Annotated in this window: 19 protein-coding genes; 12 read left to right on the forward strand and 7 right to left on the reverse strand. The window is 60.0% G+C overall.

The genetic code is table 11. The features are described 5' to 3' along the window. Window positions 1-39: 39 nt before the first annotated feature. From KUIN1_RS25355 to KUIN1_RS25365, 3 genes are all read left to right on the forward strand, one after another. Window positions 40-1,356 carry an ABC transporter substrate-binding protein gene (locus KUIN1_RS25355; protein WP_116886456.1) on the forward strand — a complete coding sequence of 439 codons (1,317 nt, stop codon included), beginning with the start codon at window positions 40-42 and terminating at the stop codon, window positions 1,354-1,356. A 39-nt stretch (window positions 1,357-1,395) separates the two neighbouring features. Beyond that, window positions 1,396-2,169, forward strand: coding sequence for an L-iditol 2-dehydrogenase (locus KUIN1_RS25360; RefSeq protein WP_011269242.1), 774 nt, complete (start codon window positions 1,396-1,398; stop codon window positions 2,167-2,169). A gap of 130 nt (window positions 2,170-2,299) precedes the next feature. Next, window positions 2,300-3,124 (forward strand): DeoR/GlpR family DNA-binding transcription regulator, encoded by an 825-nt coding sequence (locus tag KUIN1_RS25365; protein WP_003316379.1) that lies wholly within the window; start codon window positions 2,300-2,302, stop codon window positions 3,122-3,124. 100 nt (window positions 3,125-3,224) lie between these two features. Here the strand turns inward: KUIN1_RS25365 and typA are convergent, their stop codons facing one another. Both typA and thiI read right to left on the reverse strand, forming a co-directional pair. Next, entirely contained in the window at window positions 3,225-5,045 is a 1,821-nt protein-coding gene (gene typA, locus KUIN1_RS25370; RefSeq protein ID WP_003405222.1) for a translational GTPase TypA, read from the reverse strand. A gap of 142 nt (window positions 5,046-5,187) precedes the next feature. Beyond that, complete coding sequence (gene thiI, locus KUIN1_RS25375) at window positions 5,188-6,642, reverse strand: tRNA uracil 4-sulfurtransferase ThiI (protein WP_011269243.1); 1,455 nt, start codon at window positions 6,640-6,642, stop codon at window positions 5,188-5,190. 336 nt (window positions 6,643-6,978) lie between these two features. Here thiI and glnA point away from each other — a divergent pair, with 336 nt between their 5' ends. The 6 genes from glnA to ntrC all read left to right on the forward strand — a co-directional run bounded on the left by glnA (window position 6,979) and on the right by ntrC (window position 13,150). Next, window positions 6,979-8,385, forward strand: a complete 1,407-nt coding sequence (glnA, locus tag KUIN1_RS25385) for a glutamate--ammonia ligase (RefSeq protein ID WP_003343817.1) — start codon at window positions 6,979-6,981, stop codon at window positions 8,383-8,385. A gap of 163 nt (window positions 8,386-8,548) precedes the next feature. After that, a complete protein-coding gene (locus tag KUIN1_RS25390; RefSeq protein WP_003405228.1) occupies window positions 8,549-9,106 on the forward strand; it encodes a chorismate mutase in 558 nt (185 codons plus the stop codon). A gap of 77 nt (window positions 9,107-9,183) precedes the next feature. Next, window positions 9,184-9,720 carry a DUF4124 domain-containing protein gene (locus KUIN1_RS25395; RefSeq protein ID WP_003405230.1) on the forward strand — a complete coding sequence of 179 codons (537 nt, stop codon included), beginning with the start codon at window positions 9,184-9,186 and terminating at the stop codon, window positions 9,718-9,720. 11 nt (window positions 9,721-9,731) lie between these two features. Then, window positions 9,732-10,349 carry a DUF4124 domain-containing protein gene (locus KUIN1_RS25400; RefSeq protein WP_003405232.1) on the forward strand — a complete coding sequence of 206 codons (618 nt, stop codon included), beginning with the start codon at window positions 9,732-9,734 and terminating at the stop codon, window positions 10,347-10,349. A gap of 282 nt (window positions 10,350-10,631) precedes the next feature. Further along, entirely contained in the window at window positions 10,632-11,717 is a 1,086-nt protein-coding gene (glnL, locus tag KUIN1_RS25410) for a nitrogen regulation protein NR(II) (RefSeq protein ID WP_002555720.1), read from the forward strand. Beyond that, window positions 11,714-13,150 (forward strand): nitrogen regulation protein NR(I), encoded by a 1,437-nt coding sequence (gene ntrC / locus KUIN1_RS25415; protein WP_003413458.1) that lies wholly within the window; start codon window positions 11,714-11,716, stop codon window positions 13,148-13,150. Before glnL ends, ntrC begins: the two co-directional genes overlap by 4 nt. 288 nt (window positions 13,151-13,438) lie before the next feature. On the opposite strand, the gene mgrA is transcribed toward ntrC, so the two are convergent. The 4 genes from mgrA to KUIN1_RS25440 form a co-directional block, all read right to left on the reverse strand. Then, window positions 13,439-14,476: an L-glyceraldehyde 3-phosphate reductase gene (gene mgrA / locus KUIN1_RS25425; RefSeq protein ID WP_003426913.1), complete on the reverse strand. Its 1,038-nt coding sequence runs from the start codon at window positions 14,474-14,476 to the stop codon at window positions 13,439-13,441. An 81-nt stretch (window positions 14,477-14,557) separates the two neighbouring features. Then, window positions 14,558-15,493, reverse strand: a complete 936-nt coding sequence (locus KUIN1_RS25430; protein ID WP_096104454.1) for a sulfonate ABC transporter substrate-binding protein — start codon at window positions 15,491-15,493, stop codon at window positions 14,558-14,560. Window positions 15,494-15,605: 112 nt separating this feature from the next. Then, complete coding sequence (locus KUIN1_RS25435; RefSeq protein ID WP_096104453.1) at window positions 15,606-16,931, reverse strand: LLM class flavin-dependent oxidoreductase; 1,326 nt, start codon at window positions 16,929-16,931, stop codon at window positions 15,606-15,608. A gap of 34 nt (window positions 16,932-16,965) precedes the next feature. Continuing rightward, entirely contained in the window at window positions 16,966-19,233 is a 2,268-nt protein-coding gene (locus KUIN1_RS25440; RefSeq protein WP_152092360.1) for a TonB-dependent receptor, read from the reverse strand. On the opposite strand from KUIN1_RS25440, the gene KUIN1_RS28170 reads away from it, so the two are divergent. Further along, on the forward strand, window positions 19,168-19,335 hold the full coding sequence (locus KUIN1_RS28170; RefSeq protein WP_003405242.1) for a hypothetical protein: 168 nt from the start codon (window positions 19,168-19,170) through the stop codon (window positions 19,333-19,335). The genes KUIN1_RS25440 and KUIN1_RS28170 overlap by 66 nt on opposite strands. A gap of 939 nt (window positions 19,336-20,274) precedes the next feature. Here KUIN1_RS28170 and betT read toward each other — a convergent pair. Then, window positions 20,275-22,230: a choline transporter BetT gene (gene betT, locus KUIN1_RS25455; RefSeq protein WP_232060036.1), complete on the reverse strand. Its 1,956-nt coding sequence runs from the start codon at window positions 22,228-22,230 to the stop codon at window positions 20,275-20,277. 649 nt (window positions 22,231-22,879) lie between these two features. On the opposite strand from betT, the gene hutU reads away from it, so the two are divergent. After that, window positions 22,880-24,577 (forward strand): urocanate hydratase, encoded by a 1,698-nt coding sequence (gene hutU / locus KUIN1_RS25460; RefSeq protein ID WP_024641052.1) that lies wholly within the window; start codon window positions 22,880-22,882, stop codon window positions 24,575-24,577. A gap of 113 nt (window positions 24,578-24,690) precedes the next feature. Then, on the forward strand, window positions 24,691-25,659 hold the full coding sequence (locus KUIN1_RS25465) for an ABC transporter substrate-binding protein (protein ID WP_003405245.1): 969 nt from the start codon (window positions 24,691-24,693) through the stop codon (window positions 25,657-25,659). Window positions 25,660-25,726: the final 67 nt, after the last annotated feature.

The raw sequence follows: 25,726 nt of genomic DNA on the forward strand, positions 1-25,726 counted from the left end.
GACTCCCGCCAGACAAGGCGCGGGGTGGAGAGCACTACGATGAACATTCGGAAAACGCTTTTCCTGTCCGCAGGCGTGTCCGCCGCCCTTTTCAACCTGACCGTCCAGGCTGCCGAAACCGTGACCATCGCCACGGTGAACAACGGCGACATGATCCGCATGCAGCGCCTGTCGAAAACCTTTGAACAGCAGCATCCCGACATCAAACTCAACTGGGTGGTGCTCGAAGAAAACGTCCTGCGCCAACGCCTGACCACCGATATCGCCACACAGGGTGGCCAGTTCGACGTATTGACCATCGGCACCTACGAGACCCCGTTATGGGGCGCCAAACAGTGGCTGGAGCCGATCACCGGCCTTGCGCCGGACTACGATCTGGAGGATATCTTTCCCTCGGTGCGCCAAGGCTTGTCAGTCAAGGACACGCTCTATGCCCTGCCCTTTTACGGCGAAAGCACCATTACTTATTACCGCACCGATTTGTTCAAGCAGGCAGGCTTGAGCATGCCCGAGCACCCGACCTGGACGCAGCTGGGAGAATTTGCCGCAAAGCTGCATCAACCCGACAAGGGCGTTTACGGCATGTGCCTGCGCGGCAAGGCCGGTTGGGGTGAGAACATCGCCTTGCTCAGCACCATGGCCAATGCATTCGGCGCGCGCTGGTTCGATGAGCAATGGAAACCTGAATTGACCAGCCCGGAATGGAGCAAGGCGGCGAATTTCTACGTCGACACTCTGAAAAACTATGGCCCGCCGGGCGTGTCGAGCAACGGTTTCAACGAAACACTCGCGCTGTTCAACAGCGGGAAATGCGCGTTGTGGGTGGATGCCAGCGTGGCCGGCTCGTTCACCACCGACAAGGAGCAGAGCAAGGTTGTCGACAGCGTCGGCTTTGCACCTGCGCCGGTCGAAGTGACTGACAAGGGCTCGTCGTGGCTTTACGCCTGGTCGCTGGCAATACCGACTACCTCGAAACACAAGGATGCAGCCAAGGCGTTCATCACCTGGGCGACGTCCAAGGCGTATATCCAGCTGGTCGCCGAGACAGACGGCATCAGCAACGTGCCACCTGGCACCCGCGCCTCCACCTACAGCGAGGCTTATCTGAAAGCTGCGCCGTTCGCCAAGGTCACGCTGCAGATGATGCAACACGCCGACCCGGCGCACCCGTCGGCCAAGCCCGTGCCCTATGTCGGTATCCAGTACGTGACCATTCCCGAGTTTCAGGCCATCGGCACCTCGGTCGGCAAGCTGTTTTCTGCCGCTGTAACCGGGCAAACCACCACTGAACAGGCGCTCACAGCCGCGCAGGCGGTGACCGAACGCGAGATGAAACGTGCCGGCTACCCGAAGTAGAGCGCCAGCCCTCAACTGTATTGAACGGATGATGAACCCATGAAACGACTTGAAGGTAAAAGCGCGCTGATCACCGGATCGGCGCGAGGCATCGGCCGGGCGTTTGCGCAGGCGTACATTCACGAAGGTGCGCGCGTGGCGATTGCCGATATCGATCTGCAACGCGCACAGGCGACAGCGACCGAACTGGGACCCAACGCGTATGCGGTGCGGATGGACGTCACGGATCAGTCGTCCATCGATCAGGCCATAGCCGCAGTAGTCGCCCAGGCCGGCAAGCTGGATATCCTGATCAACAACGCCGCGCTGTTCGACCTGGCACCAATCGTCGACATCACCCGCGACAGCTACGAGCGGCTGTTTTCGATCAATGTCGGCGGCACGCTGTTCACCTTGCAGGCTGCGGCGAAGCAAATGATTGCCCAGGGGCACGGCGGCAGGATCATCAATATGGCCAGCCAGGCCGGTCGCCGGGGCGAGGCGCTGGTGGCGGTGTATTGCGCGACCAAGGCTGCGGTGATCAGCCTGACCCAATCGGCCGGGCTGGACCTCATCAGGCACGGCATCAATGTCAACGCCATCGCGCCGGGTGTGGTCGATGGCGAACACTGGGACGGCGTCGATGCGTTGTTCGCCCGCCACGAAAACCGGCCGTTGGGCGAGAAGAAAAAACTGGTGGGCGAGCAAGTGCCTTACGGGCGCATGGGCACGGCGGACGATTTGACCGGCATGGCCATTTTTCTGGCTTCAGCGGACAGCGAGTACGTGGTCGCCCAGACCTATAACGTCGACGGTGGCAACTGGATGAATTGAAGTGGGACAGAGGTAAAGATGAGCCGAACCGCGCAAAAAAGCCTGCGACCGCTTCCATTGCCGAAGCGATTGGCTAAGATGCGCGGACCGTCTGCTGCCTGAGCCGGCTCATTGATGTACAGGAGTACGAATGTCCACTGAAGAGGAGATCGCCATTTCCGGCGGTACACCTATGATCCCTGATCAGCGCCGGGAGCTGATGCTGCGTCAGTTACGCAAGCATCAGGTGCTCAGCGTGCATCAGTTGATGGAGATGTTCGATTGCTCGCACATGACCATCCGCCGCGACATTGCCCTGCTGGAGCAGGAAGGTCGCGCCTACTCGGTCACCGGCGGCGTGCGTATCGCCAGCCAAGTCCACAGCGAACCCAGCCACCAGTCCAAGGCGGTGGTGGAGTTGCCACACAAGCAGGGCATGGCGCGGCTCGCAGCGGGGCTCTTGCACCCGGACATGACGATCTATCTGGACGCAGGCACCAGCACACTCGAAATCGTCCCGCACATCATCGCGCTGTCGGGCATGACCGTGGTCACCAATGATTTCGGCGTGGTCAACGCGCTGGCCGATGCTGCGCATGTGGATGTGATTCATACCGGCGGGCTGCTCGATCATCCGAATCGTTCCAGCGTCGGCGGCCTGGCAGCGGCAACCTTGCGCCAGCTGGCGACCGATGTGGCCTTCATGTCCACCAGCTCGTGGGACCTGCAACGCGGCACCACCACACCGTCGGCGCTGAAGGTCGAGGTCAAGCAGGCCGCCATGCAGTCCGCCTCGCAAACCGTGCTGATCGCCACCAGCTCCAAGTACGGCACCTTCGGTATGTACAAGGTCGCCGGGCTCGAGCAGTTCGACACCATCATCACCGACGCAGCCCTGGCCGAAGCGGCTGCCGACGGGATTCGCAAGCAGCGTATCGAGTTGCTGCTGGCGCCAGTGGGCGGCCGTTCGAAGTAGCTTGTCGCCAGGCGAGCTGTGCCACAGGCCACGAATGGCAGGCATAAAAAAACCCGGTCTCGCGACCGGGTTTTTTGTGTCTAGCCGACTAACCGATTACTCAGTTGCCCGACTTCTTGGCAGCACGAGTACGCTCGCTTTCACCAAGGATTTTCTTACGCAGGCGGATCGACTTTGGCGTCACTTCGCAGAGTTCGTCTTCTTGTACGAATTCCAGCGCTTGTTCCAGAGTGAAACGGATAGGCGGAACCAGAGCGATGGTTTCGTCTTTACCGGAAGCACGCATGTTGTCGAGCTTCTTGCCTTTGGTTGGGTTGACACCCAGGTCGTTGTCGCGGCTGTTGATGCCGACGATCTGACCTTCGTACACGTCTTCGCCATGACCCAGGAACAGCTTGCCACGGGCTTGCAGTGTTTCCAGGGAGTAGGTCAGCGCCTTGCCGGTAGCAACCGAAACCAGAACGCCGTTCTGACGGCCGGACATGTCGCCCGACTTCATCACGTCGTAACGGTCGAAGATGCTGGTCAGGATGCCTGCGCCGGAAGTCAGGGTCAGGAACTCGTTACGGAAACCGATCAGGCCACGTGCCGGGATGTTGTACTCAAGGCGCACACGGCCCTTGCCATCCGGAACCATGTTGGTCAGGTCGCCTTTACGGTTACCCATTTGCTCCATGATCGCGCCCTGCGCTTCTTCAGGCAGGTCGATGGTGACGTTTTCGTACGGTTCGTGCTTGACGCCGTCAACCATGCGGATGATCACTTCAGGACGACCAACACCCATTTCGAAGCCTTCGCGACGCATGGTTTCGATCAGTACTGAGAGGTGCAGCTCACCACGGCCGGAGACCTTGAACTTGTCGGCGGTGTCGCCTTCTTCAACGCGCAGAGCAACGTTGTAGAGCAGTTCCTTGTCCAGACGCTCCTTGATGTTACGGCTGGTGACGAACTTGCCTTCCTTACCGCAGAACGGCGAATCGTTAACCTGGAAGGTCATCGAAACGGTAGGTTCGTCAACGGTCAGCGGCTTCATCGCTTCGACGTTCAGTGGGTCGCACAGAGTGTCGGAGATGAACAGCTGGTCGAAGCCGCTGATGCAGACGATGTCGCCGGCAGCTGCTTCTTCAACGTCGATGCGGTGCAGACCGTGGTGACCCATCAGTTTCAGGATACGGCCGTTACGCTTCTTGCCGTTGACGTCAATGGCAACCACCGGAGTGTTCGGCTTGACGCGACCACGAGCGATACGGCCAACACCGATGACGCCCAGGAAGCTGTTGTAATCCAGTGCGGAAATCTGCATCTGGAACGGACCGTCACGGTCAACCTTTGGCGCAGGGACGTGATCGACGATCGCCTGGTACAGCGGGGTCATGTCTTCAGCCATGGCGGTGTGTTCCAGACCGGCAATGCCGTTCAGGGCCGAGGCGTAGACGACTTTGAAGTCCAGCTGTTCTTCAGTGGCACCCAGGTTGTCGAACAGGTCGAAGATCTGGTCCAGAACCCAGTCCGGACGTGCGCCTGGACGGTCAACCTTGTTGATGACCACGATCGGACGCAGGCCGGCTTCGAAAGCCTTCTTGGTCACGAAACGGGTTTGCGGCATAGGGCCGTCCTGGGCATCGACCAGCAGCAGTACGGAGTCGACCATCGACATCACGCGCTCTACTTCACCACCGAAGTCGGCGTGGCCCGGGGTGTCCACGATGTTGATGTGGTAGCCATTCCAGTTGATCGCGGTGTTCTTCGCGAGAATGGTAATACCGCGCTCTTTCTCCTGGTCGTTGGAGTCCATCACGCGTTCGTCGTTGAGCTCGCCGCGCTCCAGAGTGCCGGATTGACGCAGGAGTTTGTCTACCAGGGTGGTCTTACCATGGTCAACGTGAGCAATGATGGCGATGTTACGTAGATTTTCGATCACTTGTGTATCTCGATCAGAGGATTCGGTCTGCTGACTGGTTAAGGACAGCGATTACTATTTTGAGTCGGCAAAAGCCGTAACGGCATGACGACGGGTGTCGGGGGGCCGGTGACGCAAGCCACAGGCAAACAGCCCCGGGCACTTAGCTCGGTCGATATACGCGCACATTGGCATGTCCCTCACTGAGCAAATGGTGGGCATGCAGGCGACTCATGACGCCTTTGTCGCAATACAGCAGGTACTGGCGCGTGTCATCCAGTGCCTTGAAACGGCTGTTCAATGCGTAGAACGGCAACGTCTGTATCTCCACGCCAGGCACTTGCAGCGGTTGGTCTTCCTGGGCATCCGGGTGACGGATGTCGAGGATCACCTGACCGGCCAGCGCCTGGCTGACTTCTTCTATATCGACATTGCGGCTCAGATCGTCGATCACCCGATCGATCGAAACCAGCTTCGCGCGTTCGAGCGCCTGCTCGAGAATCGCCATGTCGAACTGTTTTTCTTCGTACTCAACGCGATTTCGCTTGGCGTTGGTCTTCGGGTTGACCGAAATCACCCCGCAATACTCTGGCATGTGCCGGGCAAAATCAGCGGTGCCGATTTCAGTCGCCAGGTCCACGATGTCCTGCTTATGGGTGGCAACCAGCGGCCGCAGGACCAGCTTGTCGGTTGCCGCGTCAATCAGCGACAGGTTGGGCAGCGTCTGGCTGGCAACCTGTGAAATCGCTTCGCCGGTGACCAGCACATCGATTTCAAGACGATCGGCCACGGCGGATGCAGCGCGTAACATCATACGCTTCAAAACTACACCCATATGACTGTTATCGACTTTCTGCAGAATTTCTCCGAGAACTTCCTCGAACGGTACGCTGACGAACAGCACCCGCTGTGAACTGCCGTACTTCTTCCAGATGAAGTGCGCGACTTCCATCACGCCCAGTTCATGGGCCCGTCCGCCCAGATTGAAGAAGCAGAAGTGCGCCATCAGGCCGCGGCGCATGATCTGGTAGGCCGCAACGGTCGAATCGAACCCGCCGGACATCAGTACCAGGGTCTGCTCCAGCGCGCCCAGCGGGTAACCGCCCATGCCCTGATGCTGGTCGTGAACGACAAACAACCGTTGGTCGCGAATTTCCATGCGCACGACCAGATCGGGCTTTTTCAGCTCGATTCCGGCCGCGCCGCACTGCATGCGCAGCTTGCTGCCGACGTATTTCTCGACGTCCATGGAGCTGAAGTCGTGGCGACCGGCGCGCTTGCAACGCACTGAAAACATCTTGCCAGGCAACAGGTCGGCGTAGTGCAGCTCGCACTTGGCGACGACGTCGTCGAGATCGCCCAGCGGGTACTCGGCGACCTGCAGAAAGTTGGCAATGCCGGGCATGCAGCTCAGCCGCTCCCTGATGCCCTGCAGCACTTTGGGGTCGGTCAGCCGGGTTTCGACCTCAAGGTTGTCCCATACGCCACCCACGACAATGTCCGCGTCCAGTTCACGGAGCACGGTACGAATGTTCTTGCCCAGTTGCCGGATGAACTTCTTGCGCACCGGCGGGCTTTTGATGGTGATTTCTGGGAAAACTTTAACGATTAGTTTCATGGAAACGGAGCGTGAGGTGCCGACCAAAAAAGGGGGGCGCGGATTATAGCGGAAATTGCTCAAGGTTTAACCAGTTATCGTACACGCAATCAGCGACGCACCAAAAAGAGTCGGCGCACCAAATTGCAGCGCCATAAAGGTGCGTGTTTTTCCCGCGTGGTGCGTTTTCGCCCCCTGAAAACCTGCGTTTGAGGCAAAAAACCCAACACGGGGCACTGGCATGCAAATTGCTCCCTTGTGAGGCAGGTTGCCTTGGCAGAGTATCTGCGCCGGCATCACCCAAATTCAAGGGACCATAACTCTATCAAGTCGGTCTCTAGCCACCCGGAGGACACCATGTCGAAGTCGGTTCAACTCATCAAAGATCATGACGTTAAGTGGATTGATCTGCGCTTCACGGACACCAAGGGCAAGCAGCAGCACGTCACCATGCCTGCGCGCGATGCACTGGAAGACGATTTCTTCGAAGTCGGCAAAATGTTCGACGGTTCCTCCATCGCTGGCTGGAAAGGCATCGAAGCGTCCGACATGATTCTTCTGCCAGATGACGAAACCGCCCTGCTCGACCCGTTCACCGAAGAGCCGACCCTGGTTCTGGTCTGCGACGTCATCGAACCTTCGACCATGCAAGGCTACGACCGCGACCCGCGCGCCATTGCCCACCGTGCCGAGGAATACCTGAAGTCGACCGGTATCGGCGACACCGTATTCGTAGGTCCGGAGCCAGAGTTCTTCATCTTCGACGAAGTGAAATTCAAGTCCGACATCTCCGGTTCCATGTTCAAGATCTTCTCCGAACAGGCTTCCTGGATGACCGACGGCGACGTCGATGGCGGCAACAAGGGCCACCGTCCGGGCGTCAAAGGTGGTTACTTCCCGCTGCCACCGGTCGATCACGACCACGAAATCCGCACCGCCATGTGCAACGCTCTGGAAGAAATGGGCCAGACCGTTGAAGTTCACCACCACGAAGTGGCGACTGCCGGCCAGAACGAAATCGGCGTGAAATTCAACACGCTGGTCAAGAAGGCTGACGAAGTTCAGACCCTCAAGTACTGCGTACACAACGTTGCCGACGCTTACGGCCGTACCGCTACTTTCATGCCCAAGCCACTGTACGGTGACAACGGCTCGGGTATGCACGTACACATGTCCATCTCCAAGGATGGCAAGAACACCTTCGCAGGCGAAGGCTACGCCGGTCTGTCCGATACCGCCCTGTACTTCATCGGCGGCATCATCAAGCACGGCAAGGCGCTGAACGGCTTCACCAACCCGTCGACCAACTCCTACAAGCGTCTGGTCCCGGGTTTCGAAGCACCGGTCATGCTGGCCTACTCGGCGCGTAACCGCTCCGCATCGATCCGTATTCCTTACGTCAACAGCCCACGCGGCCGCCGTATCGAAGCACGCTTCCCGGATCCGGCAGCCAACCCGTACCTGGCCTTCGCGGCCCTGTTGATGGCTGGCCTGGACGGCATCCAGAACAAGATCCACCCTGGCGACGCAGCTGACAAAAACCTGTATGACCTGCCGCCTGAAGAGGCCAAAGAGATCCCACAAGTTTGCGGCAGCCTGAAAGAAGCCCTGGAAGAACTGGACAAGGGCCGCGCGTTCCTGACCAAGGGCGGCGTCTTCAGCGACGACTTCATCGATGCCTACATCGAGCTGAAAAGCGAAGAAGAAATCAAGGTTCGCACCTTCGTACACCCACTGGAATACGAGCTGTACTACAGCTGCTGATCCAGCCACGCCAGCGTTGATGGCGTAACAGGAGACCTCCTTCGGGAGGTCTTTTTTTGCCCGGATTTTACCGCGTGAACATTTGTTCACCCCGCAACACTGGCTCTGACCGGTCGCCTGGAGTTAAATCTGCATCTCCCAACCGAACCGAGATGGAACTGCCATGCGCCTTATTCTGGCCACTTCCCTGCTGACAATGACGTTCATGTCTACCTGTTTCGCCTTCACTGCCGAGCAAAAACCTTCTGCACTTGAACCGCTGTTGCAAGCGATCAGCGAGCGCCTGACCATCGCCGATCAGGTTGCCCTTAGCAAGTGGGACAGCGGCAAGGCCGTCGAGGACCCGCCGCGCGAGCTGCAAGTGATCAGCGCCGCCCAGGCCCGTGCTGCCGAGTTCAAGCTCGACCCCGATGACGTTCAACGCCTGTTCCGCGCCCAGATCGAAGCCAATAAACAGGTGCAGAACGCCCTGCTCGCCCAATGGCACGCGGCAGGCAAGGCGCCCGACACGGTCAGGCTCAGTCTGGTCGATGACATTCGTCCGAAGCTGGATCGCCTGCAAACCCAGTTGCTCCAGGCCTACGCGGACTTCCAGCCACTGCGCAAGGCAGAAACCTGCCGGATGCAACTGGATGCGGCGCTGAAGCGTTATCAGACCGACCCGATTCACGATCAGGCGCTGGTACTGGCCACAGCCGACCTTTGTCCTGCGAAACTCTGACACATCAGGCGGATAGCGCAGCATAGGGCGATGTGTTCTATGCTGACGGCCAATCTTGCCCTGCTGTCGAGAGTCTCATGCGTCAAAGTCTGATTTGCCTGCTGCTGTTGATCAGCCTGCCTGCGCTGGCGCAGATCTATAAGTACACCGATGCGAACGGCAACACCGCGTTCAGCAATCAGCCGCCCAACGGCACCAAGACCGAAGTGGTCGAGTTACCGCCGCTCAACAGCATCGAAACGCAGACACCTTCCAGGCCAGCCCTCAACCGCGAGCCGCAACCGGCCCCTGTGGCGCCACCCTCGCAGCCGCAAACGGCCTACGACGTGCTGGAACTGAAAGACCTGCCCACCGATGAAGCGTTACGCGCCAACAATGGCACGTTCATCATCGGTGTGAAGATCGAGCCACGCCTGCAACCGACTCACAGCCTGCAACTGCTGCTGGACGGCAACCTGTACGGGCAGCCCTCCAACCTGCCGCGCTTTCAGGTGGTCAACGCAGATCGCGGTGAACACAGTTTCGCGGTGGTCGTGAAAGACGGCGAGCGGATCATTCAGCAGAGCGAAACCATCACCCTGACCGTACAGCGCGTACACCTCGGCAAGCCATGAGCAGACACACGATGCGCCGCCTGCTGACCTGCCTGTTGTTGCTCTTGACGCTGCCCGCAGTGGCCGACGTCTACACCTATATCGACGCGCAGGGTAATCGGGTGTTTACCGACCAGCCGCGCAAGAACGCCACCCGCGTCGACATCGCCCCCAGCAACAACATGACCGGCACGCCGCCGACCCGCACCTTGAAGGCCCACCCCGCCAAACCGGCAGTACAACCGATGTTTCATTACCAGTTGCTGAGAATCCTGGTGCCTGAACCGGACGCTACTCTGGTCAATCCCAGTGGCGACCTGATCGTTACCGTCACCAGCGAACCGGTGTTACAGGCGGGGCACAGCTACCGGCTGCTGCTGGATAACGTTGCCGTCGGCCAGGCCGGCCGCAGCCCGGTGTTTCCGTTGAGCAATGTGGATCGCGGCACCCATCAACTGTCGGTAGAGATTTTCGACGAGCTTGGCCGTGTTCTGGAAAAAACCCCGAACCAGCCGTTTCACGTGCAGCGCATTTCCCTGGCGCAAAAGCGCGCGACCCACCCCTGCAAGGATGATGACTACGGCGTGCGTCCGGAGTGTCCGCTCAAGGACAAGCCCGAGCCAAAAAGCAGCATTCTGCCCTTCTTTTGATCTCGCCAAATCGTCGGCACCTTTTTGGTGCGCTCAATGCCTGCCTGCGCAACAATACAGCCCAATCTGGTTCAGGAACCTTGGCCGGGTAGCGCCGTATGCGGGCACTCTTTACAAAAACGGCCCGATTTTGCAGATAAAGCGCTTCTTTTCGGAGCCTTGGTTTGTTTTTTGCAACTTCACTGGCAAAGCACCGTATTGGTGGCCTTGCTCCTGCTGGTGCAGACCAACCAGCACCCGCATTGCGCGACTGCAATGTGCCAAAAGAGGTCAACACGATTCATGACTATCAGCGATGCGCTGCACAGACTGTTACTGGATAACCTGACCACTGCCACCATTCTGCTCAACGCCGACCTGCGACTTGAGTACATGAACCCGGCGGCGGAAATGCTGCTGGCCATCAGCGGGCAGCGCAGCCATGGGCAATTCATCAGCGAGCTGTTCACCGAGTCGGCCGAAGCATTGAGTTCGCTGCGTCAGGCAGTCGAACAGGCTCATCCTTTTACCAAGCGCGAAGCGATGCTCACTGCACTGACCGGCCAGACCCTGACGGTCGACTACGCGGTGACGCCTATCCTTAGCAAGGGCGATACCCTGCTGCTGCTTGAAGTGCATCCGCGTGACCGGCTGTTGCGTATCACCAAGGAAGAGGCTCAGCTGTCCAAGCAGGAAACCACCAAGATGCTGGTGCGTGGCCTGGCTCACGAGATCAAGAATCCACTGGGCGGCATTCGCGGGGCCGCACAATTGCTGGCCCGCGAGCTGCCTGAAGAAAGCCTCAAGGACTACACCAACGTCATTATCGAAGAGGCCGACCGCCTGCGTAATCTGGTCGACCGCATGCTCGGCTCCAACAAGCTGCCATCGCTGGCGATGACCAACGTGCACGAAGTGCTGGAGCGCGTGTGCAGCCTGGTCGAGGCCGAAAGCCAGGGTTGCATTACCTTGGTGCGCGACTACGACCCAAGCATCCCGGACGTGTTGATCGACCGCGAGCAAATGATCCAGGCGGTGCTCAATATCGTGCGCAACGCCATGCAGGCCATCAGCGGCCAGAACGAGTTGCGCCTTGGCCGGATCACCCTGCGTACCCGCGCCATGCGCCAGTTCACCATCGGCCACGTTCGCCATCGACTGGTGAGCAAGATCGAAATCATCGACAACGGCCCCGGTATTCCGGCCGAACTTCAGGAAACCATTTTCTATCCGATGGTCAGTGGCCGCCCGGATGGCACGGGACTAGGTCTTGCCATTACCCAGAACATCATCAGCCAGCACCAGGGTCTGATCGAGTGTGACAGCCATCCCGGCCACACCACATTCTCGATCTTCCTGCCGCTGGAACAAGGAGCAGCTTCGACATGAGCCGTAGTGAAACTGTCTGGATCGTAGACGACGATCGTTCTATCCGCTGGGTACTGGAAAAAGCCTTGCAACAGGAAGGCATGACCACGCAAAGCTTCGACAGCGCCGACGGGGTGATGAGCCGTCTGGCCCGTCAGCAACCGGACGTGATCATTTCCGACATCCGCATGCCGGGTGCCAGTGGCCTGGACCTGTTGGCGCGGATTCGCGAGCAGCATCCGCGTCTGCCGGTGATCATCATGACCGCCCATTCGGACCTGGACAGCGCCGTGGCGTCCTATCAGGGCGGTGCGTTCGAGTACCTGCCCAAGCCATTCGACGTCGATGAAGCCGTGTCGCTGGTCAAGCGCGCCAATCAGCACGCTCAGGAACAACAGGGCCTGGACGTCGCCCCGACGCTGACCCGCACTCCCGAGATCATTGGCGAAGCACCAGCGATGCAGGAAGTGTTTCGCGCCATCGGCCGTCTGAGCCACTCCAACATCACGGTGTTGATCAATGGTGAGTCGGGTACTGGCAAGGAACTGGTCGCTCACGCATTGCATCGCCACAGCCCGCGTTCGGCCTCGCCGTTCATTGCGCTGAACATGGCGGCGATCCCCAAGGACCTGATGGAGTCCGAGCTGTTCGGGCATGAGAAAGGCGCGTTCACCGGCGCGGCCAACCTGCGCCGTGGACGCTTCGAACAGGCCGACGGCGGCACGCTGTTTCTCGATGAAATCGGTGACATGCCTGCCGACACCCAGACCCGTCTGTTGCGTGTCCTGGCGGATGGCGAGTTCTACCGGGTCGGCGGTCACACGCCGGTCAAGGTCGACGTGCGCATCATTGCCGCCACCCACCAGAATCTGGAAACCCTGGTGCAGGCCGGCAAGTTCCGCGAGGACTTGTTCCACCGCCTGAACGTGATCCGAATCCACATTCCGCGCATGTCGGACCGTCGCGAAGACATCCCGACCCTGGCCAAGCACTTCCTCAGCCGCGCGGCCCAGGAACTGGCGGTCGAACCCAAGCTGCTCAAGGCCGAGACCGAGGAATACCTCAAGCATCTGCCGTGGCCTGGCAACGTTCGTCAGCTGGAAAACACCTGCCGCTGGATCACGGTCATGGCCTCGGGTCGTGAAGTGCACATCAGCGATCTGCCGCCGGAACTGCTGAGCCTGCCGCAGGACGCCGCGCCGGTCACCAACTGGGAACAGGCATTGCGCCAGTGGGCCGATCAGGCTTTGTCTCGCGGTCAGTCCAGCCTGCTGGACAGCGCCGTGCCGACCTTCGAGCGGATCATGATCGAAACCGCCCTCAAACACACCGCCGGCCGCCGCCGCGACGCCGCCGTATTGCTGGGCTGGGGTCGTAACACCCTGACCCGCAAGATCAAGGAACTGGGCATGAAGATCGATGGCGGGGATGACGACGAGGCCGATGAGGGCTGAGTGGTTATATGATGGTTGTTCATGCCTACGCGGAGCGCTCAGCGTTATACAAGTCCGCTTTTGATTCTGGCCGTAGGGCGTAGGAGCGAACTTGTTCGCGAAAGGGCCGGTATGATCGCCGAAAATGCGTCGTCTGACACACTGTCTTCGCGAACAATGCGGACGCCGCCCCGATCGCTCCTACGCCCTATGGGCAGAAGCCTGAAAGCCCTGTATTACGGGCTTTCAAGGGGTTATGTATAACGATGAGCGCGGAGCGCGGGAATGACGGTCATAGGCCGCAGCGCATCACTCAGCCAGCGACGGCTTTTCCCACAGGTTGATCCCGCCTTCCACCGCAAAGCTGTCGATCTCGGTCAGCTCTTCGGGGCTGAACGCCAGGTTCTTCAGCGCGCCGACGTTTTCGATGATCTGCTCGGGACGGCTCGCACCGATCAACGCTGAAGTCACACGCGGATCGCGCAACGTCCAGGCCAGGGCCATTTGCGCCAGGCTCTGACCGCGACGCTGGGCGATTTCATTGAGCGCGCGCACGTGGGCGATGTTCTGCTCGGACAGGTGCGAAGCCTGCAGTGAACCACCACCCGGACGATTGACCCGCGCATCCTTGGGCACGCCGTTCAGGTACTTGTCCGACAGCAACCCCTGGGCCAAAGCAGTAAAGGCAATCACGCCGGCACCCAACTCTTCAGTAGCATCGAGCAAGTCTTTCTCGACCCAGCGGTTAAGCAGGTTGTAGGCCGGCTGGTGAATCAGCAGCGGCACTTTCCACTCTTTGAGCAACGCGGCGATTTCGCGGGTCTTGGCACCGGAATACGACGAGATACCGATGTACAACGCCTTGCCCTGCTGAACTGCGGTGGCCAGGGCGCTGGCGGTTTCTTCCAGCGGAGTGTCCGGGTCGAAACGGTGGGAATAGAAGATGTCGACGTAATCGAGGCCCATGCGTTGCAGGCTCTGGTCGAGGCTGGCGAGCACGTATTTACGTGAACCGCCGCCCTGCCCGTACGGCCCTGGCCACATGTCCCAGCCGGCCTTGCTGGAGATGATCAGCTCATCACGGTAGTGCTTGAAGTCTTCGCGCAGCAAACGGCCGAAGTTGATCTCGGCGCTGCCGTACGGCGGGCCATAGTTGTTGGCCAGGTCGAAATGGTTGATGCCCAGATCAAACGCCGTGCGCAGCATGGCGCGCTGGGTATCGATCGGCGTGCTGTCACCGAAGTTGTGCCACAAGCCCAAAGACAGTGCCGGAAGCACCAGCCCGCTGCGGCCGGTACGGCGATAAGGCATGTCTTCGTAACGATTTTCGGCAGCGATGTAGGTCATTGAATCCTCTCTTGTCTGGGGGATATTCGAGGCGTCTTGATTGCGTTTGCGAACAGGCGACGCCTGTTCGCAACGCCGGAATCATGGCTTTTGCCAGACAACCTGCTGAATGTCGACCCGCTTGGGTATCAAGTGGTTGTCGTAAAACAGATCAGCGGTCGCCTGCTGCGCACGCACGATCTCCGGCGTGATCGGCAGACTGGGTGATACAGGCCGATGGTCAAGATACTGAGTGATGACCGCTTCGGACAAGCCCATGCTGCGCGCCAGTATCTGAATACTCTCGGCACGCTGCGAGCGCGACAGCCCATCGGCAACTGTCAGTTCGTCGAGCACCTGCTGCACGAGCGCCGCGTTTTCGTCGGCAAACGCCCGCCGTGCGGTATAGAACGGACCGGACAATCCAAGCCCCTCGCCGTTGGCCAGCAGGCGGCTGTGGCCTTCGCTCATGGCGATGGAGTAGTAAGGGTCCCAGATCGCCCAGGCATCGACACTGCCGTTTTCAAAGGCAGCGCGGGCATCGGCAGGGGTCAGGTAGATTGGCTGAATATCCTTGAAGGTCAGGCCGGCTTTGTTGAGCAAACGCAGCACCACGTTGTGCGAGCTGGAGCCTTTCTGCAGCGCGACCTTGCGGCCTTTCAATTCCGCGACGCTGTGCACCGGGCTTTCGTTGCGCACCAACAGGGTTTCCACCTGCGGCTTGGGTGGCTCGGCACCGATGTAGACCAGGTCGGCACCTGCGACCTGGGCGAAGATCGGCGGGATGTCGCCGGTGGAGGCGATGTCCAGGCTGCCAATGTTCAGCGCCTCCAGCATCTGCGGCCCGGCCGGAAACTCGATCCATTTGATTTTTTTCTCGGGAAACCGCTTTTCCAGCAGGCCGTTTTCCTTGGCCAGCACCAGCGTGATCGAGCCCTTCTGATAGCCGATGCGAAGAGTGTCGGGCTCGTCGGCAGAAGCTGTACCGAAAAGACCGCTGAAGGCCAGAATGGCGGCGATAAACGTGAATGGTTTCATGGGTGATCCTTTCTCGGTCGACTCTCGTGCCAATGCTCCGCGTTGGCATGCATCCCGTGACGCTCCGCGTCACCTCTCTGCAGCCAGGCTTGGTATCTGGTACGGGAAATTATCAAAATCTATAAGCAGGCCGTTGCAAGCCCAGGTTCTCGCGCAAGGTCGTGCCTTCATACTCGGCGCGAAACAGCCCGCGCCGCTGTAACTCCGGCACCAGCAACTGCGCGACATCTTCCAGGCCGCCCGGCAGGTGTGGCACCAGCACGTTGAAGCCATCCGCCGCACCTTGCTCGAACCAGCGTTGCAACTCATCGGCAATCTGCTCTGGCGTACCGATCAGGCTGTAGTGCCCTCGCCCACCGGCAATCCGCCGTCCCAGTTGCGCCAGGGTCAGGTTTTCCTGATCAGCCAGTTCGGTGAGCAGTTTCTGCCGGCTGCGCTGGCCGCTGTCGGTCAATGGCAACTCTGGCAGCGGGCCGTCCAGCGGGTAGCCCGACAGGTCGAAATTGCCCAGCATGCGGCCCAGCAGAGCGACCCCGACCTGAGGCTCGACCAGTTCCTGAAACGACTCGAATTTGGCTTTGGCCAAGGCTTCGGTTTCGGCCACGACGATGAACACGCCGGGCATGATTTTCAGTGAGTCTGCGTCACGCCCAAAGGCGCGTAACCGGCCTTTGATATCCGCATAAAACGCTTGCGCACTGGCCAGCGAGGTCTGCGCGGTGAACACCACTTCCGCCGTCTGCGCCGCCAGATCACGTCCGACTTCCGAGGAGCCGGCCTGCACCACCACTGGCTGCCCCTGCGGCGAACGCGCCACGTTCAGCGGACCCTTGACGCGGAAATGCTCGCCCTGATGATCGAGCACATGCAGCCTGGCCGGGTCGTAATACTCGCCACTGGCCTTGTCGCGGGTGAAGGCATCGTCTGCCCAACTGTCCCACAGGCCGGTCACCACCTGATGAAACTCTCGTGCGCGGCTGTAGCGCTCGGCATGCGCCACATGCTCGGCGCGACCGAAGTTCTGCGCTTCGGCGGCAGCATCCGACGTCACCAGATTCCAGCCCGCTCGCCCACCCGAGAGATGATCCAGCGAGGCGAACTTGCGGGCTACGTGATACGGCTCGTTGTAGGTGGTGGTCGCTGTCGCGATCAGACCAATATGCTCGGTCACCGCGCTGAGTGCCGAGAGCAGGGTCAGCGGCTCGAAATGATCGGAGCGCGCCATGCGGCTGGCGATATCACCGGTCGCGGCAGCCACACTGTCAGCGACGAACAGCGCATCGAATTTTGCCGCCTCCGCGACCCTGGCCACATGCCGGTAATGCTTGAAATCCAGCCCTGCATCCGCAGGCACATCCGGGTGCCGCCAGGCGGCGACATGGTGCCCGGTGGCCATCAGGAAAGCGCCCAGCTTCATCTGTCGGGCAGTGGTGCTCATACCTCACTCCTTACGTGTTGCCTGGGGTCTCGGCTCAAAAATCCTTGCGCAACTGCACGCCGAAATAACGTTCATCATCACGCGGCACTGATCGATAAACGTAGTTGCCCCCGGTCGCCAGCATTGGCGAGTAGGACTTGTCCGCCAGGTTCTTGCCCAGCAATGCAACGCGCCAGCCACTGTTGTAATCGGCCAGTGCCACGCTGGCGTTCCAGATGCCGTAAGCACCCTGCCTGGTGTCCGGGTTCTGGCTGATGTCGTACTGCACTTCGCTCTGCCAGCTGTAATCGGTGCCCAGTTCGATATCCAGGCCGTTGTCCAGCGGGATGGTGTAATCGGCACGAACGTAGCTTTTCCAGTCCGGGCTGTACGGCAGGGTCTTGCCGTCGACATTGCAGGACGCCGCCGCACCGGCCGGGCAGGCAAAGCTGTCGATGCGTGCTCTGGTGTAGGACAACGCCCCGGAGAATTTCAGGTTTCGGGTGGCTTGCAGGGCGTAATCCAGCTCGACGCCTTCGGTGCTGACGCTGCCTGCGTTGATCAGGCGCGTCACGACCTGCCCGGCAACACTGTCGAAGAAATTCGCCTGATAGTTGTCGTACTCGCTGTGGAACACCGCCAGGTTGGTGGTCAGGCGATTGTTCCAGGTGGTGGCCTTGAGGCCGACCTCCCAGGTGTTCGAGGTTTCCGGCTTGAGCGCCTCGGTGTCACGCGGCTGCATGTTGAAGAACACGTTGTAGGCCGGGCCTTTGTAGCCGCGCGAGTAGGTGATGTAGGTCATCACACTGTCGCTCAGGTCGTACTGCAAACCGAGGCGTCCGGACTTGCCGTCTTCATCCACCGAGCCGGAACTGCTGGTTGCTGGCTGAATGCCGCTGACGGTGGTAGCCGATGTCGATACGCGGCGATGATCGTATTCCAGGTCGTCGTGGGTCCAGCGTGCCCCGGCAATCGCACGCAAGTCCGGGGTGAAGTTGAACGTGGTTTCGCCGAACACCGAATAACTGTCGGTGGTGGTGCTGTAATCGGCGATGCCGCGATCCTGAGTCGTCGGTGTGATCAGCGTGCGCTGATAGGTCTCGTCGCTCTTGCCGTGCATGTAAAACAGCCCGCCGACGTACTCGACAAACCGGCCTTTCGGCGACGCCAGACGCAACTCCTGGGAATACTGGTTGAACGCCAGATCGCCCTTGTCTTCAGTGCCGGGGAACGCCGCGGTGACAGTGCCAAGCCGGTCGCCGTCCTGATACTGGGTGTTGTCCCAACCACGCCAGGCGGTAATCGAGGTCAGGGTGTAGTCGCCCAGTTGCCAGTCGAGCTGGCCGGACAGGCCTTTGTTGACGTCCTCGACATGGCTGCGGTAATCGCTGACGACATTGCGGTTATCGCTGTCGGCACGTACCGGCGCCAGGGCACTGGCGAAGGACGGGGTCAGCGCCTTGGTTACGACACCGTTGGGTGCATCGTCATGGGACTGCATGTAGTCCGCTGCAAGGGTGAAGGTGATGTCGTCATTGGGTGTGAATTCCAGCTTGCCGCGGGCACCCTTGCGGTTGTAACCGTTGACTTCCTGACCATTGAGCTTGTTGTCGACATTGCCGTCATAGCTGCCGAACAACGTCGTGATCGAGCCTTTGAGGGTCTGCGGAATCAGGCTGCCGCCAATGCCGAAACGGGTGCGGCTTTCGTTGCCGCTGTAATAGGACTGATCGATGTAACCGTGAGTCGCTTCGGTCGGTGCCTTGGTGGTGACGTTGAGCACGCCCGCCGAAGCATTCTTGCCAAACAGCGTGCCTTGCGGGCCGCGCAGTACTTCGATGCGTTCCAGGTCGAGCAAGTCCAGCGTGGCCTGACCCGGCCGCGCATACACGACGCCATCGATCACCGTGGCCACGGTCGGTTCGACGCCTGGCGAGGTGGAAATGGTGCCGACACCGCGAACGAACAGCGAAGTGTCCTTGTTGGAAGCCCCGGTGCGGAAATTCAACGACGGCACCTGCTGCACGATGCTGGCCACGCCATTACGGTTATCGCGCTCCAGTTGTTCGCCCTCGATCACGGACACGGCGACCGGTACTTTTTGCAGCGACTCTTCGCGGCGTGTGGCGGTCACGGTCACCGATTCCAGCGCTACCGTTTCTGTGTTCTGCCCTGCCGCTGTCTCCGCCATGGCCGGAACACACGGCAATGCCGTCAGCCCCATCAACAACCACCCACAACGACGCCCCCGAGCGGTATGAGCCTGATCGATCGCCTGCGCCAGAAGCGTGTGTCTGACGCCATCCCCACCTGTTGTGTGCATCTGCGTGCCTACCTGAAATATGCCCTGATCCGACAGTGCGATGCGCACTGTCGCCTGTGCGTGCTGACTAAACCGGGTCCGGGCATTCGCGGTGGCGAGTAGCAGAAAAACCATCTTTGTTAGCGCTAACATCACCAGTATCGGAAAACGACTTATAGATCGTCCAATACTGAAAAATTAGTTTTATATTCCTTTTACTTTTATGCGAAGTGATCGAGCATGGCCGACGAAAAGCCCCAGACACGCAAACGCCGAGGCGCAGATGTGTGACGCGGAGCGTCACGAAGGGCATTCCCACGCTGGAGCGTGAGGAACGATAATCGTCAGGGAGATCGCGGAACGGATAGCGCGCGAGGTGTCCGGGCAAACACCATCGTACCCATGCTCCGCGTGGGTATGCCGTTCTGGACGCTCCGCGTCCTCTCCTGAACATGCGCCGCGGCGCAGATGTGTGACGCGGTGCGTCACGAAGGGCATTCCCACGCTGGAGCGTGAGGAACGATAGCCGTCAGGAAGATCGCGGAACGGGTAGCGCGTGAGGTGTCCGGGCAAACACCATCGCACCCATGCTCCGCGTGGGTATGCCGTTCTGGACGCTCCGCGTCCTGGCCTGAACATGCGGCGCGGCGCAGATGTGTGACGCGGTGCGTCACCCAAGGTATCCCCACGCCGGAGCGTGAGGAACGATAGTCGTCAGGAAGATCGCGGAACGGGTAGCGCGCGAGGTGTCCGGGCAAACACTATCGTGCCCATGCTCCGCGTGGGTATGCCGTTCTGGACGCTCCGCGTCCTGGCCTGAACATGCGGCGCGGCGCAGATGTGACGCGGAGCGTCACGAAGGGCATTCCTATGCGGGAGCGTGAGGAACGATAGCCGTCAGGAAGATCGCGGAACGGGTAGCGCGTGAGGTGTCCGGGCAAACACCATCGCACCCATGCTCCGCGTGGGTATGCCGTTCTGGACGCTCCGCGTCCTGGCCTGAACACGAGGTGAGGCGCAGAGCGTGAGGAACGATAGTCGTAACCGCCCCCCCCCCCTCGATCAACGCACCAGGTGCAGGAACTGCATATGCCGTTCGTACTGATCGAGCACGTCGTTGATGACTTGTTCCTTGGTGTAACCCACCAGGTCGTAGTCCTGACTGCCCTCGCTCAAGTGAACCTCGGCGCGGTAGTAGCGGCGGTTGTTCAATTGCTTGGAGCCCATGCCGCCACGGGCGAACGACGGGGTGAAGAAGCCTTTCATCTGCACCTGGTAGATGAACGGACGCTCTTCGCCGTGACCGATTTCCAGGGTCACCGAGTCGTTGGACGGATCGGGGACGTTGACCACGTTCAAGCCCTTCTCGACGAACACCGCTGTCACTTCTTCAATCGCCGGACGCACGGTCTGATCAAGGAAGCGGTACACCTCGTCTCGCGACGGGTAATGCACCGCCTGGCTCAGACGCTGCCGCCAACCGCCGCGTCGTGAACCGGATACCGGCGCCAGCGAGTACAACTGCGCGATCTTGCGCTGCGACTCCATGACGAACGCCTTGTGCAGGCCCCACATCATCAGCAGCAGAATCAGCGAGAACGGCAACGACGTCAGCACTACAGCCGATTTCAGTGCATCGATGCTGCCCGAGAACAACAGGCCACTGGTGATCAGCGCCGTGGCCACACCCCAGAACACCCGCAGCCATTTCGGACCGTCTTCGTCAGGGTTGCCGCCTTTGGCTGACAGTGTCGACAGCACCACCGTGCCCGAGTCGGCCGAGGTGACGAAGAACACGAAGCTGATGAACACCGTGACGGCAATCACCGTCTTGCTCCACGGATAGGTTTCCAGCAGCAGGTACAGGGTCATCGACGGATCGTCGATAGCCGACTGACCCAGCGCCGTCATGCCATGGTTGAGCACTTGATCGATCGCGCTGTTACCGAAGATCGACATCCACGCCAGGGTGAAGCCCAGCGGGATCAGCAAGACACCGAAGACAAACTCACGGATGGTCCGGCCACGGGAAATACGCGCAATGAACAGGCCCACAAACGGCGCCCAGGCAATCCACCAGGCCCAATAGAACACCGTCCAGCCGCCCAGCCAGTCACTCGGCTCGTTATAGGCATACACGTCGAAACTCTTGCTCGGCAGAGCGCCCAGGTAGTCACCGATGTTCTGCACCAGCGTGTTGAGCAAGTGCTGAGTCGGGCCGGCAAACAGCACGAACAGCAGCAGCGCGCAGGCCAGCAACATATTGATGTCGGACATGACGCGCACGCCCTTGTCGACACCGGCGATCGCCACCAGAATCGCCGCGCCCATCATCAGGGTAATCAGACCGACCTGAATCCAGTGGGTGTGCGCCACGCCGAACAGGTAGTCCAGACCGGAATTGAGGTGCAGCACCCCGAAGCCCATGTCTGCGCCGAGACCGAAGATGGTCGCAATGATGCCGAAGCCATCGACGGCATAACCGATAGGACCATTGATGCGTTTACCAATCAGCGGATACAGCGCCGAACGCATGGCCAGCGGCAGGTTGTGGCGATAAGCGAAATAGGCCAGCGCCATACCGACGAAGGCAAACACGCCCCAGCCATGCAGGCCCCAGTGCAGAAACAGCAACTGCATGCCCTGGCGCGCAGCTTCTGCGGTGCCACCCTCGCCCTGCGGCGGCTGCAGCAGGTGCGTCAGGGGCTCTGAAACGCAGAAAAAGAACAGCGTGATGCTGATGCCGGCGGCAAACAGCATCCCGGCCCATGACAGGTAACTGAACTCGGGTTCGTCGTGGTCGGCACCGAGCTTGATCTTGCCGAAGCCCGACAAGGCGGTGACCACCACGAAGACCAGGTACAGGGTCATGACCATCATGTAGTACCAGCCGACCGTGTTGGCCGCCCAGTTTTGAGCCGCCAGCAGCCATTCGCCGCTGGCTTGCGGGAACGCGATCACGACGATGCCGAAAATCAGAATAAAACTCGCAGCGAAATAGAACACTGGAGCATTCATGCGAACCATGCCGCTTGAAGAGGAACTCGCAGAACTCATCGGTTGAGTGCCTCCGGACTGATAAAACCAACTGCAAAAAGCGGATACGGCAAGGGTAAGCCTCCTGTTGTGAGCGGGCAGCGAACCACCGGTTTAACTTGAACGAGCGTTCAATTTAAACATGAAAACCCCCGCGAGACCTAATCGCGGGCCGGTGAATGCAGGCTCAGGCGTGGGTATGACGCATGCTTGAGCGGGTTCGTTCCCACGCCAAAGAGGCCATTTGCAGCCTGTCAAATGCGCGCTCTGTGAACGCTCATGGCGCTTCAATCCCGGCCCGAACGCTGCACACATCGTCACCGCACCAACCTGTTACCGACTGCCCCAAAACTGCGCAAAAAGTCATTCAGGTAACAGCACCGCGCTCTTCTCGGAAAAATGCTTTCGTGCTGACCAAAACCGCAAGACCCCGTAAATAAAGCCCTTCAGGCCAATTCGATGAGCAAAAAACAGCAAAGGCGCAAAGTTGGTCTTTTGATTGCACATGCTTGTATGTACAAGTAGAGACAGGCTAAACATTCCGCCTTCTACCCAACTGAATCGGCCTGCTTCGCCAGGCTTTGCTCGCCCTTCATCGGGCTGGTTCGAATTGATCGCCGAGGATTTTTTTGTGACCGAGAATAATCAAGACCTGAAGCAGGACTGGACCCGCCATCGCGAAGGCGTCGTGCGGGCTGCACGCGGTACTCAATTGACTGCCAAGAGCTGGCTGACCGAAGCGCCGCTACGCATGTTGATGAACAATCTCGACCCGGAAGTCGCCGAAAACCCCAATGAGCTGGTGGTTTACGGCGGCATCGGCCGCGCCGCGCGCAACTGGGAGTGCTACGACAAGATCGTCGAGAGCCTCACTCAGCTCAACGATGATGAAACCCTGCTGGTACAGTCCGGCAAGCCGGTCGGCGTGTTCAAGACCCACAGCAACGCCCCTCGCGTATTGATCGCCAACTCCAACCTGGTACCGCACTGGGCCAGTTGGGAGCACTTCAACGAACTGGATGCCAAGGGCCTGGCCATGTATGGCCAGATGACCGCCGGCAGCTGGATCTACATCGGCAGCCAGGGCATCGTGCAAGGCACTTACGAAACCTTCGTCGAAGCCGGTCGCCAGCACTATGACGGCAACCTCAAGGGCCGCTGGGTGCTCACCGCAGGTCTGGGCGGCATGGGTGGCGCGCAGCCGCTGGCCGCGACATTGGCCGGGGCCTGCTCGCTGAACATAGAATGCCAGCAGAGCCGCATCGATTTCCGCATCAAGACCCGCTACGTTGACGAACAGGCCGCAGATCTCGATGACGCACTGGCGCGTATCGCCAAATACACGGCCGAAGGCAAAGCCATCTCCATCGCCCTGTGTGGCAACGCGGCGGAAATCCTGCCGGAAATGGTCCGTCGCGGTGTGCGCCCGGACATGGTCACCGACCAGACCAGCGCCCACGACCCGCTCAATGGTTACCTGCCCAAAGGCTGGACCTGGGACGAGTACCGTGCCCGTTCGGTGAGCGAACCGGCCAGTGTGGTCAAGGCCGCCAAGCAGTCGATGGCCGAGCACGTCGAAGCCATGCTCGCCTTCCAGCAAGCCGGCATTCCGACCTTCGACTACGGCAACAATATCCGTCAGATGGCCAAGGAAGTCGGCGTCACCAATGCCTTCGATTTTCCAGGCTTCGTCCCCGCCTACATCCGTCCGCTGTTCTGCCGTGGCATCGGGCCGTTCCGCTGGGCCGCGCTGTCGGGCGACCCGCAGGACATCTACAAGACCGACGCCAAAGTCAAAGAGCTGATCCCGGACGACGAGCACCTGCACAACTGGCTGGACATGGCCCGCGAGCGCATCAGCTTCCAGGGCCTGCCAGCGCGTATCTGCTGGGTCGGCCTGGGTCAACGCGCCAGACTGGGTCTGGCGTTCAATGAGATGGTCCGCAGTGGCGAGTTGTCGGCACCGGTGGTGATCGGTCGCGACCACCTGGACTCCGGCTCGGTCGCCAGCCCCAACCGCGAAACCGAATCCATGCGTGACGGCTCCGACGCTGTTTCCGACTGGCCGCTGCTCAATGCTCTGCTCAACACCGCCAGCGGTGCGACCTGGGTCTCGCTGCACCACGGTGGCGGCGTCGGCATGGGCTTCTCGCAGCATTCCGGGATGGTAATCGTCTGCGACGGCACGGACGAAGCCGCCGAGCGTATTGCCCGCGTGCTGCATAACGACCCGGCCACCGGGGTGATGCGCCATGCCGATGCCGGTTACGACATCGCTATCGACTGTGCCAGAGAGCAGGGCTTGAACCTGCCAATGATCGGACGTTGACAACGTTGTCGGCCATCAGGCCGGCACACGTCGGGGACGGGCATGAGCATGCCCACGGGCCGGATGCCTACTTGAAGCTGCCGTCATCCATTTAAGGCTTAGGAGCATCGACAATGAATATGAAAAAGGCCCTGTTGACCACATTGGTATCCGCTGGCCTGCTCGCCAGCGCAGGCGCAAGTCAGGCTGCTGGCTGGTGCGAATCAGGCAAGCCGGTGAAATTCGCCGGTCTTAACTGGGAAAGCGCGATGCTGCTGACCGATGTACTGCAGGTCATTCTGGACAAGGGTTACGGCTGCACCGTTGACGCCCTGCCCGGCAATTCCATCGCCATGGAAAATGCCCTGGGCACCAACGATATCCAGATCTTTGCCGAAGAATGGGTAGGTCGCAGCGAGGTCTGGAACAAGGCCGCCGCTGCCGGCAAGGTGGTCGGTGTCGGCGCACCGATCGTCGGCGCTGTGGAAGGCTGGTACGTGCCACGCTACGTGATCGAAGGCGATGCCAAACGCAAGCTGGAAGCCAAGGCACCCAACCTGAAATCCATCAGCGATCTGGCCCAGTATTCAGCCGTGTTCAAGGATCAGGAAGAGCCTGGCAAGGGCCGCTTCTACAACTGTCCGGCCGGCTGGACCTGTGAGCTGGAAAACAGCGAAATGCTCAAGAGCTACGGCCTGGAAAGCAAATACACCAACTTCCGCCCGGGCACCGGCCCCGCGCTGGATGCGGCGATTCTCTCCAGTTACAAACGTGGCGAGCCGATCCTGACCTACTATTGGTCACCCACGCCGCTCATGGGTCAGGTAGACCTGGTGCGTCTGGAGGAGAAAGCCGGGGTCAACAAGACGATCGATATCAAGGTCGGCGTGTCCAAAGTGTTCCACGATGAGGCCCCTGAACTGGTCGCCATCCTGGAAAAGGTCAACCTGCCGATCGACCTGCTCAACCAGAACCTGGGGCGCATGGCCAAGGAACGCATCGAATCGCCGAAGCTGGCGAAGATTTTCCTGAAAGAGCACCCCGAAGTCTGGCACAAATGGGTCAGCGAAGACGCCGCGAAGAAGGTGGACGCTTCGTTGTAAACGACCGGGCTGTCGGACTGAACGGTTCGACAGCCCTGTCGTTGACCCGACACACCTCATTTGAGAG

The organism is Pseudomonas sp. KUIN-1 (genome assembly GCF_009176725.1).
Classification (GTDB): Bacteria; Pseudomonadota; Gammaproteobacteria; order Pseudomonadales; family Pseudomonadaceae; genus Aquipseudomonas; species Aquipseudomonas fragariae.

Bases quoted from the DNA above. Each gene is read 5' to 3' on its own strand.
- KUIN1_RS25355 (WP_116886456.1), top strand. From the start codon at position 40: ATGAACATTCGGAAAACGCTTTTCCTGTCCGCAGGCGTGTCCGCCGCC.
- KUIN1_RS25360 (WP_011269242.1), top strand. From the start codon at position 1,396: ATGAAACGACTTGAAGGTAAAAGCGCGCTGATCACCGGATCGGCGCGA.
- KUIN1_RS25365 (WP_003316379.1), top strand. From the start codon at position 2,300: ATGTCCACTGAAGAGGAGATCGCCATTTCCGGCGGTACACCTATGATC.
- thiI (WP_011269243.1), bottom strand. From the start codon at position 6,642: ATGAAACTAATCGTTAAAGTTTTCCCAGAAATCACCATCAAAAGCCCG.
- glnA (WP_003343817.1), top strand. From the start codon at position 6,979: ATGTCGAAGTCGGTTCAACTCATCAAAGATCATGACGTTAAGTGGATT.
- KUIN1_RS25390 (WP_003405228.1), top strand. From the start codon at position 8,549: ATGCGCCTTATTCTGGCCACTTCCCTGCTGACAATGACGTTCATGTCT.
- KUIN1_RS25395 (WP_003405230.1), top strand. From the start codon at position 9,184: ATGCGTCAAAGTCTGATTTGCCTGCTGCTGTTGATCAGCCTGCCTGCG.
- KUIN1_RS25400 (WP_003405232.1), top strand. From the start codon at position 9,732: ATGCGCCGCCTGCTGACCTGCCTGTTGTTGCTCTTGACGCTGCCCGCA.
- glnL (WP_002555720.1), top strand. From the start codon at position 10,632: ATGACTATCAGCGATGCGCTGCACAGACTGTTACTGGATAACCTGACC.
- ntrC (WP_003413458.1), top strand. From the start codon at position 11,714: ATGAGCCGTAGTGAAACTGTCTGGATCGTAGACGACGATCGTTCTATC.
- mgrA (WP_003426913.1), bottom strand. From the start codon at position 14,476: ATGACCTACATCGCTGCCGAAAATCGTTACGAAGACATGCCTTATCGC.
- KUIN1_RS25430 (WP_096104454.1), bottom strand. From the start codon at position 15,493: ATGAAACCATTCACGTTTATCGCCGCCATTCTGGCCTTCAGCGGTCTT.
- KUIN1_RS25435 (WP_096104453.1), bottom strand. From the start codon at position 16,931: ATGAGCACCACTGCCCGACAGATGAAGCTGGGCGCTTTCCTGATGGCC.
- KUIN1_RS28170 (WP_003405242.1), top strand. From the start codon at position 19,168: ATGAGCCTGATCGATCGCCTGCGCCAGAAGCGTGTGTCTGACGCCATC.
- KUIN1_RS25440 (WP_152092360.1), bottom strand. From the start codon at position 19,233: ATGCACACAACAGGTGGGGATGGCGTCAGACACACGCTTCTGGCGCAG.
- betT (WP_232060036.1), bottom strand. From the start codon at position 22,230: ATGAATGCTCCAGTGTTCTATTTCGCTGCGAGTTTTATTCTGATTTTC.
- KUIN1_RS25465 (WP_003405245.1), top strand. From the start codon at position 24,691: ATGAATATGAAAAAGGCCCTGTTGACCACATTGGTATCCGCTGGCCTG.